The organism is Rathayibacter sp. AY1E8 (assembly GCF_002931415.1).
GTDB lineage: Bacteria > Actinomycetota > Actinomycetes > Actinomycetales > Microbacteriaceae > Rathayibacter.
This window is the reverse complement of record NZ_PSVI01000001.1, coordinates 134338-151905: the sequence shown is the minus strand read 5'-3', so window position 1 is coordinate 151905 and position 17568 is coordinate 134338. Positions and strand designations below refer to the sequence as shown.

Sequence of the window (17568 nt, the reverse complement as noted above, 5' to 3'; positions counted from 1 at the left end):
CCGTGCACCTCACCGGACGCAGCGTCCTCGTCCTCCTCGTCGGCCTGGTGCCGGTCGTCCTCCTGGGCGGCCGCCCCGAGGTCGCCTTCGCCGTGCTCGGCCTCTGGCTCCTGGCCTGGGCGGTCCTCGTCGGGATCGACGTCGCGGTCGCGGGCTCGCCCCGGGCCGTCGTGCTCGAGCGGCGGGTGCCGGACCGGGTGCGGCTCGGCGAGCGGGCCGAGGCGACCCTCCTGGTCACGAGCACCGGCCGCAGGAGGATCACGGGGGTCCTCCGCGACGCCTGGGAGCCCTCGGCCGGCGCCCTCGAGACCCGGTCGTCCCTGCGTCTGCCGCCGGGCGAGCGCCGCGCGGTGACCACGGTCCTGGAGCCGCTCCGCCGCGGCGAGCGCCGGGCACTCCACGTCACCATCCGCTCCCGCGGGCCGCTCGGGCTGGCCGGCCGCCAGGCGACGCGGGCCGCGCCGGCCGTCGTCCGGGTGCTGCCCGCCTTCCGCTCCCGTCGCCACCTGCCCTCGCGCCTGGCGCGGCTGCGCGAGCTGGAGGGGCGGACCAGCGTGATGATCCGCGGGCAGGGAACGGAGTTCGACAGCCTGCGCGAGTACGTCCGCGGCGACGACGTCCGCTCGCTCGACTGGCGGGCGACCGCGCGGCGCCGGGAGCCGGTCGTCCGCACCTGGCGCCCGGAGCGCGACCGGCGCGTGATCGTCGTGCTCGACACGGGCCGCACGTCCGCCGCCCGGATCGAGGACGAGCCGCGCCTGGACACGGCGATCGAGGCGTCACTCCTCCTGGCGGCCCTCGCGGCCTCGGCCGGCGACCGGGTCGACGTGCTCGCGTTCGACCGCACCCGGCGAGCCCGCGTGCACGGCGCCACCGGCACGGAGGTGCTGACCCGCGTCGTGGACGCCCTCGCCCCCGTGCAGCCCCAGCTCATCGAGACCGACTGGGCGGCGGTGCCCGCGCAGGTGCGCACCCTGGCCTCCCAGCGCTCGCTGGTGGTGCTCCTCACCGCGCTCGACTCGGTCGGCTCGGCGGAGGGGCTCCTCGCGGTGCTCCCGCAGCTCACCCGCGTGCACACGGTCGTGGTCGCCTGCGCGCTCGACCCCGAGCTGCAGCGGATGGCGGAGGACCGGAGCGACCGGGCCGCGGTCTACTCCGCCGCCGCCGCGGAGCGCTCGCTCGCGGACGTCGACCGGCTCTCGGCCGCCGTCCGCCGTCTCGGCGGGGACGTCGTGCTCGGCAGCCCCTCCGCGCTCCCGCCGGCGCTCGCGGACCGCTACCTCGCGCTCAAGGCGGCCGGACGGCTCTGACCTGCGAGAGGGGCCGTCGTCGGTCCCGGGAGCGCTGATCGTCGGCCCCGCTCCGACGGCCGCGCTCGTCCGGCTCGGCTCAGCCGGCCGCGATGCTCCGCGACCCGGCCTCGAACCGGTCGAGGTCGCCCGTCTCCCCCGCCCGCACCGCGCGCCCGCCGACGACGATCATGTAGAAGAGGAACGCGCCGAGGGCGAGCGCCCCGATCCCGATCTTGAGCCACCAGGGCCAGGGTGCCGGAGTGACGAACCCCTCGATCACGCCCGAGACGAGCAGCACGAAGACCAGGCCGATCGCCACCGTGAACAGGCTCCGCGCGTCCTCGGCGAGCGCCTGGCCGCGGGTGCGCGCGCCGGGAGCGATCCAGGCCCAGAAGATCCGCAGGCCCGCGGCCGCGGCGACGAACACGGCCGTCAGCTCGAGCTGTCCGTGCGGCGCGATGTAGAGGAAGAACGTGTCGCCCTCCCCCACATGGAACATCACCGCGATCGACGTGCCGAGGTTCTGCGCGTTCTGCAGCAGGATGTACGGCACGTAGACGCCGACGATCCCGAAGGCCACGCACTGCGCCGCGATCCAGGCGTTGTTGGTCCAGACCTGCCCGGCGAACGAGGCGGCGGGGTTCTCGGAGTAGTAGTCGATGAAGTCGCCCCGGGCGAAGCGCCGCAGCTCCTCGTCGTCGCCCAGCGCGGCGAGCAGGCGCGGGTCGCCGAGGATCCAGAGCGCGTAGAGCGTCGCCACCACCGCGGTCGCGAGGGCGACGGCGAGCGTCAGCCAGCGCAGCCGGTGCAGAGCGGCCGGGAGCGAGAGGACGACGAAGCGGGAGACCGCGGCGAGCGGCTCGTCTCGCGTGCCGGTCAGGCGTCCCCGAGCCCGCGAGAGCGAGACGGCGAGCCGCGTGCCGACGGCCGTCGATCCGGCGGTGGAGGAGATCGTGGCGAGGTCCGCGGATGCCGCCTGGTAGCGCTCGATCAGCTCGTCCGCCTCGGCTCCGGTCAGGCGGCGCCTGCGCGAGAGCTCGTCGAGGCGGGTCCACTGCGCAGTGCGGGCGGCCGAGAGAGCGTCGATGTCCATCTCCTGACAGGATAGCCAGGCACGCCGCCGAGGCCGAGCATCCGGGAGGAGCACCGTGGAGGAGCAGCGCACCGAGTTCGACGACGCCGACCTGATCACCGGCGAGGCGATCGCGCTCGAGGTGCCCGTCACCTCCTTCGTGCTCCGCGCGGTCGGCGCGATCATCGACCTGATCGCGGAGCTCCTGCTCGCGCTGGGCCTATTCCTGCTGGTCTCCTCCCTCTCCGGGGACGGCGGCCTGGACCCCGCCGCCTCGGCCGCCGTGGCGATCGCGGCCCTCGTCATCGCCGTGGTGATCGTGCCGGTCACCGTCGAGACGGCCAGTCGCGGCCGCTCGCTCGGGAAGCTCACCGTCGGCGCTCGCGTCGTCCGCGACGACGGCGGTTCCATCGGCTTCCGGCACGCCCTCGTGCGCGGCCTCACCGGCGTCCTCGAGATCCTGATGACCTTCGGCGGGCTCGCCGCGGTCGTCGGCCTCCTCTCGCGCCGATCGCGCCGTCTCGGCGACGTCCTCGCGGGCACGCACAGCCAGCTCGAGCGCGTTCCCCGCGCGGAGCCGCTGGTCGTCGAGATCCCGGAGCCGCTGCGGGGCTGGGCCGTCACGGCGGACACCGCGCGCCTCCCCGACGCCCTGGCGCGCCGACTGGCGCAGTTCCTCCGTCAGCGCCACGGCATGACGGAGCCGTCGCGCTCGCAGCTCGCCGCCGCGCTGGCCGACGAGACCGCGGTCCACGTCTCCCCGCTGCCCGCCGCGCCCGCGGAGGACTTCCTCCTCGCCGTGGCCGCACTCCGCCGGGCGCGGGAGGAGCGCGCCCTGCTCCTGTCCGACCAGCGCCTCGAGCGGCTGGCCCCCGTGCTCTCGAGCACGCCGCGCGGCTTCCCCGAGCGGCCCTGACGCGCGCGGCAGCGGCCTAGGCGGGCCCCGCACCGTAGCGGACGGTCTCCCAGCCGCGCGGGACGAGGAGCCGCCGGTCGTGCTCGGCGCAGAGGTCGTAGCCGTGCGGATCCGGCGCAGGACTCAGCGGCCCGACCGCCACCAGCGAGTCGCGGTAGTCGTAGGTCAGCGTGACGACGGCCTGCGCACGGCAGCCCGTCCGCGAGCAGTGCCGTCCGGTCATCGCCGCCCACAGTAGCAATAGGCTGGAGCCATGCCCCGTGCTCGTCGTTCCGCCGCTCGCCCGACGAGCGGGTCGCGCGGAGGCTCCCGCGACCGGCACGGCCGCGGCGCACGAGGGCCGATCACCGGTCCGCACCTCCCCCTGCTGCAGACCCGCTCCGACTTCTTCGAGGCGACGATCGGCTCGGCCTTCGACTACCTCCGCGGCACCTGGCCGGAGGAGCTAGCCGGCATCCGCGTCGACGTCGCGGCGACTCCCGACGTCGACCCCGACCGGCTGCAGGGCACGGGCATCGCGCGGTGGCGCGTCGACCACGCCGCGCGCCGCATCACGCTCTACCGTGTGCCGATCGAGCGCCTGGCGAAGCTGCACCGCCGCGACGAGTGGCACCAGCGCATGCTGATCGAGAGCTACGTGTTCCGCGCCGTCGCGGAGCTGCTCGGCCGCGACCCGTGGGACATCTCCCCGGACCGCTACCGGCACCCCTGAGGCGCCGGCAGCTCTGAGGCGCCGGCACCGCCGAGGCGCCGCCGCCCCGCGTCTCAGTGCGAGTAGACCGTGATCGGCGAGGAGAGCGGTCCCGGCGGGACGATCGTGTACGAGGCGATCCGCCCGTCGCGCGCGATCGAGACCGAGGCCTGCACGGGCTGGGTGCTGCTGACGACAGCGCCGTCGCCGTCCAGCGGGGTCGCGAGAGCCGCGAACGGGCCGAGCTCGAGCGTGCGGGTGCCGCCCGGGGCCTCGATCTCGACCGAGGCGGTCGAGTCGCTGCCGTTGACCAGGTGCAGCCGCGCGTCGCCCTCGCCCGTGCCGGCGACGCCGAAGGGCGTCGTGGTCGCGGTGCCGGAGGCGAACCAGGCGAAGTCCGTGCCGGCCGAGCCGGTCGAGGTCGTCCGCCCCGCCGCGACGATCGGCTGATCGGCCCGCAGGACGATGCGGTAGGAGCCGTCCGCCAGGCCCGTGAGCGGGACCTCGCCGACGAGGCCGGCGGGGACGACGACCTGGGTGGAGGCGCCCGACCCGCTCGGGTCCTCGTTGGTGACCTCGACCGAGACCGTGCTGTCGGCGTCGCCGGGGGTGAGGATGCGCAGCACGGGGCTGCCCGCGCCGCCGCTGCCGTCGTCGCTCGCGGTCTCGGCCGGAGGCGACGTGACGGTGAAGCCGGCGATCACGGCGAGCGTGTCCGGGCCGGCGGAGGGGCCGGTGGTCTCGACGCCCTCCGGGGTGAGGCCGGAGATGGCGCTGCTCTGCATGCTCGCGGCGACCTCGCCGCCCCGGGCGGTCACGTGCACGACGGGCTGGACGACCCCGGGGGCGAGCCCCGCGAGCGGGAGCGCGCGGGCCGCTCCGGCCGGAACGACGATGCCCGTGGCGCCGGTGGCCTGGACGGTGCCGGTCTCGGAGAAGAGCGTGAGGTCGACGGTGGAGGCGACCTCGCTCGGGTTCGCCAGGATCAGCACGGAGGTGCGCCCGACGTCGGTCGAGCCGGCCACGAGCCAGCTGTCGGCCGAGGGCTCGGCGCAGGCGCGGGCCGACAGTCCGGAGAGGGTGTCCGTGCCGATGCCCTGGACGGTGGCTCCGCCGGGAGCGGGGTCGGAGCCCGCGGGCACGCTCAGACCGGTGATGCCGGTGCCCGGTGCGGCGACGTCGTCCTCGTCGAGGACCGTGGGGTCCGAGGTGGAGCCCTCGGGCCGGACCGCGGTCGCCGCGCCGTCGAGGGCACGCAGCTGCTCCGGCTCTCCGGCGTCGATCAGATCGCCGCCGCAGACCAGCGAGCTGTCGGCCGCGACGGGCGTCACGACGACGCCCTCCGCGGCGCTCGAGACCAGGGGGGACGGGAGGAGCTGGGGCACGACCACGGCGGCCGCGGCGATCACGACTCCGGCCGCGCCCACCGCACCGCGCAGGGCCGTCCGGCGCCGACGGGCGGCCGAGGGTGCGCGATCGGGCGTCGAGGCCGCGGCGCGATCGGCGCGGCGCTCCGCGCGGGAGCGGCGGGCGGAGGACTCGGGCATCTGCTTCTCCTGGTCGGCGGGGTCAGACATCGTCGTTCCCGTCGTCGAACTGGCCGGTGGCCTCGCCCGGCTCGTCGTCGATCCCGGCGACCGCGCCGCTGGAGCGGCCCCGCTCGAGCGAGAGCCCGGTGGGCACCGCCAGCAGGAGGGCGACGACGAAGACGAGGAGGAGGGCGATCGTGTAGGCGATCCCGAAGGGCCCGACCACGCCGGACGGAGCGGCCTCGGTGCGGGTCCCCTCGGTGTCGACGGCCGTCCAGAGGAGCCCGTAGCGGGTGTCGCCGACGGCCGAGAACGCCGCGTTGCCGTCGAGGGAGACGGCCGCCCGCGCGCGCACGGCGGCGGCCGCGTCGCCGACCTGGGTGCCGGCCGGCTCGGTCAGCACGACGAAGCGCACGCCGAGGCTCTCGAGCGCGGAGGGGACGTCGTAGCCCGTCCGCGAGACGAGGTTGCCCGCCAGCTCGTCGATCGCGTCCGTGCTCTCGGCGCCGGTGTTCGCGAGGGTCGACTGCTGGTCGAGGGTCGCGCCCGCTCCGCGCTCCAGCCGGGCGAGGACGCCGCCGTCCGCCTGCGGGACGAGCACGATCGTGCCCACCCGCGGGTCGTTCCGGGCCTCGGCCGCCACGTAGGCGGGGAGCGAGCGGTCCGACGTGGTCGACACCGACGTGCCGGCGCCGGTCGGGAAGGCCACCGCGAGCGGACCGACCAGTGCTGCCGCCGCGGCCGTGACGACGAGCGCCGGCACCACGCGCACGGAGCGCACGGCGGCGAGCGAGAGCGACGCGCCGATCACCAGGCCGAGCCAGTAGAGGCTGAGACCGGTGCCGCTCCAGACGGAGACCGCCTCGGAGCCGGTGGTCGCGACCTGCACGCCCTGGGCGAGCGAGGCGGTCACGAGACCCGCCGCCGCCACGCCGACTCCGCCGAGGGCCGAGAGGTTGTTCGGGAGGAGGAGGGCGGCCAGCGCCGCGACGATCAGCGGCACGACGAGCACGGCCGTGACCAGCGGGGCGGCGGAGGCGCCGATCCCCAGACCGCCGAGGAACGCGAGCCATCCGTCGGGCAGACCGGCCGGGAAGCCGGCGAGCAGCGCGACGAGGTCCGACTGCGCGGAGGGCAGCGGGACGCCCGGATCCGCGAGGCCGCCGAGCCAGTCGCCCCGCGGTGCGCGGGCGACCACCAGCGGGAAGAGCAGGACGGCCGCGGGGATCGGCAGGCCGAGGAAGCGGCCGATCCGCCGCCCCGAGGTGGCGACGACGACGAGCCAGATCACCAGGAGCGGCACGGCCAGCACCGGCGCGCACGCGACGACGGCCGCAGCCAGGATCGAGGCGCTCGCGGAGGCGGACCAGGAGCGGTACGCGCCGAACCCGGCGAAGAAGAGCCAGGGAAGCAGCACGTGCACCAGCAGCGGGGCGGGGCGCCCGTCGGCCTGCGCGGCGAAGAAGGCGGGAGCGAGGATGTAGACGAGGGCTCCGGCGGCGCGGGCGGTCGCGCGCGGGGTGAGCCGGGCGATCATCAGCCAGGCGCCGAGGGCGGCAGCGGGGAGCGCGACGAGGTAGAGCAGCACCATCGAGTAGCTGGGCGACCAGAAGGTCAGCGAGCCGAGCACGGCGAGGACGGCGGCGAACGGGTCCGCCGCGCCGATGAACCCCGAACCGAGGTCGCGCCAGCCGTAGGCCGCGTTGCGCCACAGCTCGCCGACGGTCGGCGAGAGCGTCAGCAGACCGCCGCCGCTGAGCGCGGGAGCAGCGAGGAGCGGCGTGTAGATCACCAGGCCGGCGAGCGCGGCGACGAGGACGACCCACACTCCCCCGCCCTGGAAGAAGTGCAGCGGATGGCGGTCCCGCCCGGCCTGCACGCGCACGGCGTCGTGGCGCACCGAGCGCAGCTGCCGCACCACGTCCAGCGGGATGCGGAGCGGCGCGATCGCCTTCCAACCCACGTTCTTCGACGAGCGGAGAACGGTGCGGGCCCGCAGCACCTTCGTCCCCCCGAAGGCGACGACGAGGGCCGCCAGCAGCTCCCCTCCGACCAGCCCGGGCTGCTTGCGCAGCAGGCGCACGACCGCGCGGCCGATCGCCAGCGGGACGAGCGAGAGCCAGTGCAGGAGGAGGAGCGCGACGGGCGCGTAGGCGAGCCGGCGGTGCAGCTGCGCGGTGCGGTGCTGGCGCGCCCGGCGCCGCTCGCCGCTGTCGATGCGGCGGCCGTCGGGGCGCTGCAGCCCGATGCGGGCGGTGGTGACGCGGGCGTCCGGCACGCGGCTGACCCGGTGTCCGGCGAGCCGGGTGCGGATCGAGAAGTCGAGCGCGTCGTCGACGACCGGCAGGCCGGGGTCGAATCCGCCGAGCTCCTCCCAGAGGGAGTGGCGCACGAGCATGCCGCCGGCGGCGACGGCCAGGACGTCGGGCGTGGAGTCGTGCTGGCCCTGGTCGAGCTCGTCCTCGACGAGGTGGACGGTCGTGCCGTGCTTGGTGATCGACTCGCCGTAGCTGCGGATGTAGCCGGAGCGCGTCCAGTCCATGATCTTGGGGCCGGCTACCGCGACGGAGGGGGCGACCTCGACGGCTCCCAGCAGCGCCGCGAGGGCGCCGGGCTCGGGGGCGGAGTCCTGCGCGAGCAGCCACAGCCACTCGTCCTCTCCGGCCGGCGGCTGCATCACGCGGACAGCGCGGGCCACGGCCTGGCCGAAGGGGAGGTGCTCGGCGACCTGCACGAGCTGCGTCGGACCCCAGGACGCGAGGAGCTCGTCGGTCGTGTCCTTCGAGCCTCCGTCGACGAACACCGTCGCGTCGGGCTGACGGGTCTGCGCCCGCAGGGCCGCGAGGGTTCGTTCCAGATAGGCCGCGCCGTTGCGCGCGACGAGGACGGCGGTGACTCGTGGATACATCGCGGACCACCCTAAGCGATGCCGCCGCGCCGCCCGCCTGCGGCTCGCCGCCCCGTCGGTCGGGTCGCGGTGAGGAGGGGACTAGGCCCGGCGGCGCAGCTTCCGGCGCTCGCGCTCGGAGAGGCCGCCCCAGATGCCGAAGCGCTCGTCGTTCTCGAGCGCGTACTCGAGGCACTGCGCCCGGACCTCGCACGAGGTGCAGATCTTCTTGGCGTCGCGGGTCGAGCCGCCCTTCTCGGGGAAGAAGGCCTCGGGGTCGGTCTGCGCGCACAGCGAGTCGACCTGCCAGGAGAGCGCGCCCCCCGGCGCCTCGGTCGCGGTGTCGATACCGGGTCGGACCCCGGGCACGCCCAGACGGACCGGATCGACGAACCAGTCCTCGGGGACTCCGGAGTGCTGTTCCGGAAGCGTCATGCCGTCTCCTACCCCGCCTGCGAACCGATGATCGGCGGCCGCTCCTCCCGGAGCCGCTGCCTAGGTAATTACAGCGGTGTCATTCGCTCAGGTCAAGTCGCGGACCATAAACCCTCAACCCGCCGTGGAGGGTTCACGACACACCGGCGTGTCGCGAACGTGAGATCCGATCAGGCGGTCGCGGCGCTCCGTGCGCGCCAGGCGCTCTCCACCATCTCGGCGACCGTGTGCCGCATCTCCCAGCCCAGGTCGCGGGCCGCCGTCTCGCCGGAGGCGACGATGCGGGGCGGATCGCCCGGCCGCCGCGGGGCGACCTCGGGCGTGAAGGCGATGCCGGTGCTGTCGGCGATCGCGCGCATGATCTCCCCGACGGAGGCCCCGGATCCGCTGCCCAGGTTGTAGACCGGATCGATCGGCTCGCCGGCGGCCAGGCGGCGCGCCGCGGCGACGTGCGCGAGCGCCAGGTCGGCGACGTGGATGTAGTCGCGGACGCAGGTGCCGTCCGGCGTCGGGTAGTCGTCGCCGTTGATCCGGGGCGTGCGGCCGTCCAGCAGAGCCTCGAAGACGAGGGGGAAGAGGTTGTGGGGGCTGGTGTCGTAGACGTCCGGGTAGCCGGACCCGACGACGTTGAAGTAGCGCAGGGAGGCGTGCCGGACGCCGTGCGCCCGCCCCGCGTCCGCGAGCAGCCACTCGCCGATCAGCTTCGACTCGCCGTAGGGCGACTCCGGGCTCTTGGGGGTGTCCTCGGTGACGATCTCGACGTCGACCGCGCCGTAGACGGCAGCGCTCGAGGAGAAGACGATCGAGGAGACCCCGGCGCGCTCCATCGCCGCCAGCACGCGCATGGTGCCGGTGACGTTCTGCTCGTACGTGTGCAGGGGGCGCTGCACCGAGACTCCGGCGTACTTGAACCCGGCGACGTGGACGACGCCCTCGATGTCGTGCTCGGCGAGCACGCGGTCGAGCAGGGCCTCGTCGAGGATCGAGCCCTGGTGGAACGGGACGCCCTCGGGCACGAACGACGCGTGCCCCGAGGAGAGGTCGTCGAGGACGACGGGGTCGATGCCCTGCTCCGAGAACGCGCGCACCACGTGCGCCCCGATGTACCCGGCTCCCCCGGTGACCAGCCATGCCATGTGGATCCTCCTCGGTGCGGGCCCGCGACTCCGCGCGCCGGAAGACACCCTAGCGGCGGGGATCGACGGCGCGGATCGGCCGGATGACGACGGGTGGCGATATCCTGCCGTCGCGCTCCGCTCCGTCGCCCTCCTCGCCCTGCCCGGCCTCGCGCCGTTCGAGTTCGGGGTCGTCTGCGAGGTGTTCGGGATCGACCGCGGCGCCGACGGAGGTCCCGCCCTCGACTTCCGGATCGCCACTCCCGATCCGGGCCCCGTCCGCACGAGCCTCGGATTCGACCTGCCGATCGCCGATGGTCTCCACGCGGCCCGGGACGCGGACCTGATCGCCGTCCCCGCCCACGGCCGCGGGCCCGCCGACGAGCGGGTCCTCGACCTCCTCCGCGAGGCTCACGAGCGCGGCGCGTGGATCCTCAGCGTCTGCAGCGGGGCCTTCACCCTGGCGCAGGCGGGCCTGCTCGACGGCCGGCGCGCGACCACCCACTGGATGCACGCCGCGGAGCTCACCCGGCGCTTCCCCTCCGTCACGGTGGACCCCGAGGTCCTCTACGTGCAGGAGGGGCGCATCGTGACGAGCGCGGGCACCGCGGCCGGCATCGACGCGGCGCTGCACGTGGTGCGCGAGGAGCTGGGCGCGACGGCGGCGAGCGTCGTCGCCCGGCGGATGGTCGTACCCCCGCAGCGCCACGGCGGGCAGGCGCAGTACCTGCGGACCCCCGTTCCCGAGGCGCGCGCGGACTCGCTGGCCGAGGTCACCGAGTGGATGCTGGAGCACCTCGACGAGGACCTCTCGATCGAGGCGCTGGCCCGTCGCGCCCTGATGGCCCCCCGCACCTTCGCGCGCCGCTTCCGGGCCGACCTCGGCACGACTCCGCTCGCCTGGCTCACCCGCCAGCGCCTCCTCCGGGCGCAGGTGCTGCTGGAGGAGACGGAGCTGACCCTCGAGGCGGTCGCCGCGCGGGTCGGCTTCGGCACGGCTGCGGTGATGCGCCACCACTTCACGCGCGTCCTGCGGACCACGCCGGCGGCCTACCGCCGCACGTTCGCCGCCTGAGCGGCCGGCACCGGGATCGCTGGAGGGATCAGACCGTCGCGACGAAGAGCGTGCCCCGTCCGGTGACGGCGAGAGTGCCCTCCGACGGGGTCACGAACACGCTGCCGCCGCGCTCGACGCGGACCGAGCCCTCGGCGCCCTCGAGCGAGAACGAGCCCTCGGTCGCGATCGCGATGGCGGGTCCGTGCAGGGCGACGCGGGCCGGCGTCTCCGACTCCGGCTCCACGACGGCGAGCACGAAGTCGGGGACGTCCGGACGGTAGACGCGCACGCCCGGTCCGGCCTGCTCGGCCGGGAGGTAGGGCACGGGCAGCGGCGAGAACTCGAGCACGCTCACCAGCTCGGGCACGTCGATGTGCTTGGGCGTGAGGCCCCCGCGCAGCACGTTGTCGGAGGCGGCCATCAGCTCCACGCCCGTGCCCGCGAGGTAGGCGTGGATGTTGCCTGCGGGCAGGTAGAGCACCTCGCCGCGGGCGAGGCGGACGCGGTTGAGCAGGAGCGAGAGCACGATTCCGGGGTCGCCCGGGTAGCTCTCGGCCAGGTCCCGGACCGTGGTCGTCTCGAGGCGGTCGTCGCCCGCGGACGCCGCGACGACCGCGGACACCAGCGCGGCGACCTCGGCACGGTCGCCGTCGGCGAGCAGCCACGACACGGCGCCGCGGAGGACCTCCGAGGGCTCGCCCTCGAGCGTCCGGGCGAACCGCGCGATCGCGGCCGCCTCCTCCGCCGGGGCGCGCCCGGCCAGCTCGGCGAGCAGCGCCCGGGCGTCCGCCGGCTCACGGAAGCCGCAGAGCGCGTCGAAGGTCTCGCTGAGCGCGTAGATCAGCTCGGGCTTGTGGAACGGGTCCTTGTAGTTGCGATCGGCGGCGTCCCGCGGGATGCCGGCCTCCTCCTCCTCGACGAACCGGCGCCGGGCCCGCTCGGACGAGGGGTGGGCCTGGAGCGACAGCGGCCCGCCCGCCGCGAGGATCTTGAGCAGGAACGGCAGACGGGGAGCGCCCGATACCGGATCGACCGACCCCTCCACTCCGGCGAGCGCCGCCTCGGGGTGCTCGGCGATCCACTCGGCGAGCGTGCCGGCGCCGACCGAGGCGGGGTCGAGGATGCGCGCGGGCGAGCCCGGGTGCGCGCCGAGCCAGAGCTCGGCCTCGGGGGCGCCGGAGGGCGCGGTGCCGAGGGCCTCCGAGATGCCGGTGAGCGAGCCCCAGGCGTAGTCGCGGGGGGTGTTGCCGATCGGGATGAACACGGGAGCGCTGGCCTTCCGTCCGAGGGGTGGGTCCGAGCCGCTCAGCCGGACGCGCCGGGGCCGCTCCGCTGCGACGCTAGCAGGATCCACAACGCGGGCCCGGGAGGAGGGCCCGCCTGTTGGTGCTCTCCGCCAGAGGACGCGGCACTCGCAGGCGCGCTTCGTACGCTGGGACTCGCAGCACTGTCGCCGTCGGAGCGGTCGCCGTGCCGCATCCGACGAGCGAGGGAGCACAGAGCATGGACAGCACGACCTTCGAGACCCTGGGGGCCGACTTCTACGGGTTCGAGGCGGCGCTCACGCCCGCCGAGAAGGAGCTGCTGGTCGGCGTCCGCGCGTTCCTCGAGGAGCAGGTGCGGCCGATCGCCGACGAGTACTGGGAGCGCGCGGAGTTCCCGCGGCAGCTGATCCCCGCGATCCACGCCACCGGCGTCATCGGCCTCTCCTGGCCCGAGACCCGCGCGATCGAGAACTCCGCCGTGTTCCGCGGCTGGGTGGCGCTCGAGCTGGGCCGGGTGGACGCGGGCATCGCGACCTACGTGGGCGTGCAGAACGGCCTGGTGATGGGAACGGTCGGCGTCGCCGGCTCCGAGGAGCAGCGCGCCGAGTGGCTGCCGAAGCTCGCCTCGGGCGAGGTCGTCGGCGCCTTCGGGCTCACCGAGCCGCACTCCGGCTCCGACTCCGCCCAGGGCCTGCGCACCACCGCCCGCCGGGACGGCGACGACTGGATCCTCGACGGCGAGAAGCGCTGGATCGGCAACGCGACCTTCAGCGACGTGACCGTGATCTGGGCGAAGGACGCGGAGGACTGCCAGGTGAAGGGCTTCCTCGTCCCCACCTCGACGCCGGGCTACCGCGCCACCGCCATCGCGCGCAAGCAGAGCCTGCGCACGGTGCAGAACGCCGACATCGTGCTCGAGGGCGTCCGCGTCCCGGAGTCGCTGCGCCTGCAGGGCGCGAACTCGTTCCGCGACACCGCGAAGGTGCTCCGGCTCACCCGCGCCGAGGTCGCCTGGCAGGCCATCGGCGTCGCGATCGGCGCCTACGACGCGGCGCTGCGCTACGCGAAGGAGCGCGTGCAGTTCGGCAAGCCGCTCGTCGGGCACCAGCTGGTGCAGGACCTCCTGGTCAAGAGCATCGGCAACATCACGGCCAGCATCGCCCTGGCGACCCGCGTGTCCGAGATGCTCGACGCCGGCGAGCAGCGCGACGAGCACTCCGCCCTCGCGAAGGCCTACGCGACGGCCCGGATGCGCGAGACCGTCGCCTGGTGCCGCGAGGTGATGGGCGGCAACGGCATCGTCCTCGACTACGGCGTCGCCCGCTTCTTCGCCGACGCGGAGGCCCTCTACTCCTACGAGGGCACCCGCGAGATGAACACGCTGATCGTCGGCCGCTCGATCACCGGCACCGCCGCGTTCGTCTGAGCCTCCCGTCCAAGCCGTCTTCCCCGAGGGGGCGCCCCGGCCGGGGAGGGTGCGGCGGCGCGCCCGGCACGCCGCCGTGCCGCCCACGCTCCCTAGACTGGTCGCCATGATCCGACGCGCCGCCCCCGCCGCTCCCCGAGCGCTCGCGGTGGCGGTGCTGGCCGTGCTGCTGGCCGGCCAGTCGCTGCGGAACCTCGCCGGATGGTGGGGCTGGGGCGTCGTCGTCGCGGTGCTCCTGGGCGCCTCGATCGCCGTGCTCGTCCGCGCCCGCCCCCGCCCGCGCTGGGCCCGCACGCCGAAGTCGCTGGTCCTCTTCCTCGGGCTCGCGGTGCTCTCGCTGCTGTGGTCCGCCTATCCGGGAGCGAGCGCGATCGGAGTCACGGCGCAGCTCGCGACGACGCTCGGCGGCGTCGTCCTCGCCGTCACGCTGAGCAGCCGGGAGCTGCTCACGGCTCTCGGACGGGCCCTGCGCCTCTCCGTCGGCCTGTCGCTCCTCTTCGAGCTCGTGATCGCGGTCGTCGTGCGGCAGCCCGTCCTGCCGTTCGGCGTCGAGCCTCCCGCCGACGGACCGACGCCCGACGCCTTCTACTGGTCGCAGGCAGCCCTCTTCACCGGCGAGCCCGTCCAGGGGATCGTCGGCAACCGCAACCTCCTCGGCTTCCTCGCCCTGCTCGGCCTGATCGTGATCGCGATCGAGCTGGCGGCCCACTCGATCCGGCGCCGGTGGGGAGCGGTCTGGGTCGCCCTGTTCGTCGCGACCCTCCTGCTCACCCGCTCGGCGACCGTTCTCCTCTGCCTCGTCGCCGTCGTCCTCGCGGCCGCGTTCGCGCTCTGGGCTCGCCGGAGGGGCGAGTCCCGCCGGCGTCCCGTCTACCTGACCGCCGCGGGGCTGGCGGTGGCGGCCGTCGCCGCGGGCGCCGCGGGCTGGGGCGCCCTCCTCGGCCTGCTCGGCAAGAGCGAGGACGCCACGGGCCGCCTCGACATCTGGGACTCGGTGATCGCGCTCACGCTGCAGCGTCCGGTCCTCGGCTGGGGCTGGGTCAGCTACTGGGCTCCCTGGGCCGCCCCGTTCGACACCCTCGCCGAGCGCAAGGGCGTGCTCTACCTGCAGGCCCACGACGCCTGGCTCGACGTCGCCCTCCAGCTGGGAGCGGTCGGCCTCGTCCTCTTCGCGGCGCTCGCCGTCTCGACGCTGTGGCGCTCCTGGTTCCGCGCGGTCGACCGCCCGCGGCGCGACGCGACCTCGACCCTCCCCTACACGGCCGTCAGCCTCGCTCCGCTGCTGATCGTGGTCGCCCTCCTGGCGCAGTCGCTGTTCGAGAGCCGGATCCTGATCGAGGGAGGCTGGCTGCTCCTCGTCCTCTTCGCGGTGCAGACCAAGCGACCGGCGACCGAGACGCCCGAGGTCCTCGCCGCGACCCCGCTCCCCCTCGCCGACGCCTCCCCGAGGCGATGAGGCCCCGCCGCCCCTCGCTCCCCGCCTCCGTCGCCGACGCGACGGCGTCCCCGCAGTTCGCGGCGGCCCTCGCGCAGACCACTCTCGTCACCGTCCTCTGCGCCCCGGCGGTCCGCGGGCTCATCGGCTGGCCCGGCTACATCGCCGCCGTCGCCACGCTCACCGCCCTCGCCGCGGTCATGCTCGTCCTGCGGCGCGGGCGGCTCGACTGGGAGGGCCTGCTGCCCACGAGCATCCTGGTGTTCCTCGGCTGGATCGCGCTCAGCGTGCTGTGGAGCGACTACACCTGGGCCACGGTCTCGAGCGTCGTCTACCAGTTCGCCCTGGCGTTCCTGGCGATCGCGATCGGCCTCACGCGCGACATCATCCAGATCATCCGCTCGGTCGGCGACGTGCTGCGGGTCGTGCTGATCGCCTCGCTCGCCGTGGAGGTGCTCTCGGGGGTGCTGATCGACCAGCCGCTGCGCTTCCTCGGCGTGGAGGGACTGCTCGCGGTCGGCGGGCCGATCCAGGGACTGGTCGGCACGCGCAACCAGCTCGGGCTGGTCTGCCTGCTGGCGATCGTGACGTTCTCGGTGGAGCTGATGACCCGCTCCGTCGCCCGCGGGCCGGCCGTCGCCTCGATCGCCCTCGCCGCGGTCACCCTCCTCTTCACGCGCTCGGCCGTGAGCGCGGGCGTGCTCGCCGTGGCCGTCGTCGTCGCCCTCGCTCTGCGCTGGGTGCGCCACGGCGACGGCACCCACCGTCGGCGGCGGCAGGTCGCGGTGCTCGGCGTCGCCGCAGCGGCCGCCCTCACCGTGTGGCTCCTGCGCTACCGGGTGATCGAGCTGCTGAACGCGGGCAGCGAGTTCGAGTTCCGGCTGCGGCTCTGGCAGCAGGTCTGGCGCTTCACGGACCTCGCTCCGATCGTCGGCTGGGGCTGGGTGGGCTACTGGCGGCCCGACCTCTACCCCTTCACCGCCATCGACTACCTCTCGGGCCGCCCGCACTCGTCGAGCCTCAACGCGCTCTTCGACGTGGCCCTGCAGGTCGGCGCGGTCGGGGTGGTCCTCTTCGTCGTGCTGATCGGCCTCGCGCTCTGGCGCTCCTGGCTGATCGCCTCCGAGCGCAAGGCGGTCGTGCACGTCTGGCCGGTGCTGGTGCTGACCGTGCTGATGGTCACCGCGCTGGCCGAGAGCTCGATCCTGCTCGACGCCGGCTGGCTGCTCGTGGTGCTCTGCGCGATGCGCGCGGCTCAGGGACTGAGCTGGCGCCGGCTCCTGCACCGGCGGGACTGACCGGACTCCTCAGCGCCCGCGCCGCCGCGCCACCTGGCGGAGCACGGCGAGGTGCTCCTCCCGGCAGCGCTCCCAGCTGAAGGACCGGGCGCGCTCGACGCCGAGCGGGCCGAGCTCGCCTGTCCGCTCGATCGCCTCGAGGATCCCGTCCGCGATCGAGCGCGGCTCGAGCGGATCGACGTAGACCGCGGCGTCCCCGCAGATCTCCGGGAGCGAGCCCGCGTCGGACGCGGCGACCGGGCATCCCGACGCCATCGCCTCGATGGGAGGGAGGCCGAAGCCCTCGTAGAGGCTCGGGAACGCCAGCACCGCGGCTCGGCGGTAGAGGTCGGCGAGCTCCTCCGGAGTGACGTGGCCGCGCCACTCGACGAAGTCCGGCAGCGGGCCGAGGCGGTCCAGATCCCCTCCGGTCAGCACGAGCCGGAGGGCGTGCCCCTGCTCCCGCAGGAGGCGCACCGCCTCGAACAGGCGGGCGTGGTTCTTGTGCGGCCAGGCGCGCGCCGGGTAGAAGACGAAGTCCTCGCGTGTGCCCAGATTCGCGACGAAGCGCCGGGTGTCCACGCCGAGATGCGACACGTGGATCCGCTCCTCCGGGATGCCCAGCAGCTCGACCATCCGCCCCTTGGTGAAGGCGCTGATGGTGATGACCGCGTCGGCGCGGCGAGCGGTCGCCTCGTAGGCGAGCCGGCGGAAGACGCGCTCGACGCGGGGGAAGAGGTGCGGGAGGTCGCGGTGCTGCAGGTCGAACAGCATCTGCACGTGCCCCTGCCGCCGCGACGGCCACGGGAGCGGGACCGTGAACGGGAAGTAGAGCACCGCGTCCCGGCCGAGGCGCCGGCGCAGGCGCGGCGTGCGCAGGAGCGCCTGGAGCATCCCCACGGCCCGGCGGCGGTGGCCCGCCCCGCTGACGACCCCCTCGGCCACGACCTCGGGCACGCCCTCGCTGAAGCCGCGGGCGTTCTCGGGGACGAGCACCTGCACGGCGGGCCCCTCCTCCCCCGGCCGCGGCGCAAGGAGGCGCGTGAGCGCGCGCGCGTAGGTCTCGCCGCCGCCCATCCCGCCCGGGTCGACGGTGAGCACGGCGAGCGTGACGGGGCGGAGTTCCGGCATGGCGTCCAATCGGTCCGAAGCCCGGCCAGGATACCGGCGG

General features: G+C 74.8%; 15 protein-coding genes. 7 read left to right on the top strand and 8 right to left on the bottom strand.

What is annotated here, in order from left to right; all coding sequences use genetic code 11:
* Window positions 1-2: 2 nt before the first annotated feature.
* Window positions 3-1310, top strand: a complete 1308-nt coding sequence (locus tag C5C74_RS00745) for a DUF58 domain-containing protein (RefSeq protein WP_104232802.1) — start codon at window positions 3-5, stop codon at window positions 1308-1310.
* 79 nt (window positions 1311-1389) lie between these two features.
* Here C5C74_RS00745 and C5C74_RS00740 read toward each other — a convergent pair whose 3' ends face one another.
* Window positions 1390-2385 (bottom strand): stage II sporulation protein M, encoded by a 996-nt coding sequence (locus tag C5C74_RS00740; protein WP_104224139.1) that lies wholly within the window; start codon window positions 2383-2385, stop codon window positions 1390-1392.
* Window positions 2386-2440: 55 nt separating this feature from the next.
* Between C5C74_RS00740 and C5C74_RS00735 the strand changes: the two genes are divergently transcribed.
* The gene (locus C5C74_RS00735) at window positions 2441-3280 is read left to right on the top strand and encodes an RDD family protein (RefSeq protein WP_244230605.1); all 840 of its coding nucleotides are present in this window, start codon (window positions 2441-2443) and stop codon (window positions 3278-3280) included.
* A 16-nt stretch (window positions 3281-3296) separates the two neighbouring features.
* Here the strand turns inward: C5C74_RS00735 and C5C74_RS00730 are convergent, their stop codons facing one another.
* Window positions 3297-3503, bottom strand: coding sequence for a DUF3499 family protein (locus tag C5C74_RS00730; protein WP_104224141.1), 207 nt, complete (start codon window positions 3501-3503; stop codon window positions 3297-3299).
* Window positions 3504-3533: 30 nt separating this feature from the next.
* On the opposite strand from C5C74_RS00730, the gene C5C74_RS00725 reads away from it, so the two are divergent.
* Entirely contained in the window at window positions 3534-3992 is a 459-nt protein-coding gene (locus tag C5C74_RS00725) for a metallopeptidase family protein (RefSeq protein ID WP_104224142.1), read from the top strand.
* Window positions 3993-4045: 53 nt separating this feature from the next.
* Here C5C74_RS00725 and C5C74_RS00720 read toward each other — a convergent pair whose 3' ends face one another.
* The 4 genes from C5C74_RS00720 to galE all read right to left on the bottom strand — a co-directional run bounded on the left by C5C74_RS00720 (window position 4046) and on the right by galE (window position 9958).
* Window positions 4046-5548, bottom strand: a complete 1503-nt coding sequence (locus tag C5C74_RS00720; protein WP_146082993.1) for a DUF5719 family protein — start codon at window positions 5546-5548, stop codon at window positions 4046-4048.
* Window positions 5541-8408 (bottom strand): glycosyltransferase family 2 protein, encoded by a 2868-nt coding sequence (locus C5C74_RS00715; protein WP_104350793.1) that lies wholly within the window; start codon window positions 8406-8408, stop codon window positions 5541-5543. The genes C5C74_RS00720 and C5C74_RS00715 overlap by 8 nt, the downstream gene beginning before the upstream one ends.
* Window positions 8409-8489: 81 nt before the next feature.
* Complete coding sequence (locus C5C74_RS00710) at window positions 8490-8822, bottom strand: WhiB family transcriptional regulator (RefSeq protein ID WP_104224145.1); 333 nt, start codon at window positions 8820-8822, stop codon at window positions 8490-8492.
* Window positions 8823-8992: 170 nt separating this feature from the next.
* Window positions 8993-9958, bottom strand: coding sequence for a UDP-glucose 4-epimerase GalE (gene galE / locus C5C74_RS00705; RefSeq protein ID WP_104255247.1), 966 nt, complete (start codon window positions 9956-9958; stop codon window positions 8993-8995).
* On the opposite strand from galE, the gene C5C74_RS00700 reads away from it, so the two are divergent.
* A complete protein-coding gene (locus tag C5C74_RS00700) occupies window positions 9942-11012 on the top strand; it encodes a GlxA family transcriptional regulator (RefSeq protein WP_258064066.1) in 1071 nt (356 codons plus the stop codon). The two genes, galE and C5C74_RS00700, sit on opposite strands and share 17 nt — an antisense overlap.
* Before the next feature lie 28 nt (window positions 11013-11040).
* Here the strand turns inward: C5C74_RS00700 and manA are convergent, their stop codons facing one another.
* Window positions 11041-12258, bottom strand: a complete 1218-nt coding sequence (gene manA, locus C5C74_RS00695) for a mannose-6-phosphate isomerase, class I (protein WP_104347153.1) — start codon at window positions 12256-12258, stop codon at window positions 11041-11043.
* Between the two features lie 239 nt (window positions 12259-12497).
* Between manA and C5C74_RS00690 the strand changes: the two genes are divergently transcribed.
* The 3 genes from C5C74_RS00690 (at window position 12498) to C5C74_RS00680 (ending at window position 16418) form a co-directional block, all read left to right on the top strand.
* Window positions 12498-13685, top strand: coding sequence for an acyl-CoA dehydrogenase family protein (locus tag C5C74_RS00690; RefSeq protein WP_104350791.1), 1188 nt, complete (start codon window positions 12498-12500; stop codon window positions 13683-13685).
* A gap of 106 nt (window positions 13686-13791) precedes the next feature.
* On the top strand, window positions 13792-15141 hold the full coding sequence (locus tag C5C74_RS00685; protein WP_104350790.1) for an O-antigen ligase: 1350 nt from the start codon (window positions 13792-13794) through the stop codon (window positions 15139-15141).
* The gene (locus C5C74_RS00680; RefSeq protein WP_104350789.1) at window positions 15138-16418 is read left to right on the top strand and encodes an O-antigen ligase; all 1281 of its coding nucleotides are present in this window, start codon (window positions 15138-15140) and stop codon (window positions 16416-16418) included. Before C5C74_RS00685 ends, C5C74_RS00680 begins: the two co-directional genes overlap by 4 nt.
* A gap of 9 nt (window positions 16419-16427) precedes the next feature.
* Here the strand turns inward: C5C74_RS00680 and C5C74_RS00675 are convergent, their stop codons facing one another.
* Complete coding sequence (locus C5C74_RS00675; RefSeq protein WP_104350788.1) at window positions 16428-17528, bottom strand: glycosyltransferase family 1 protein; 1101 nt, start codon at window positions 17526-17528, stop codon at window positions 16428-16430.
* Window positions 17529-17568: the final 40 nt, after the last annotated feature.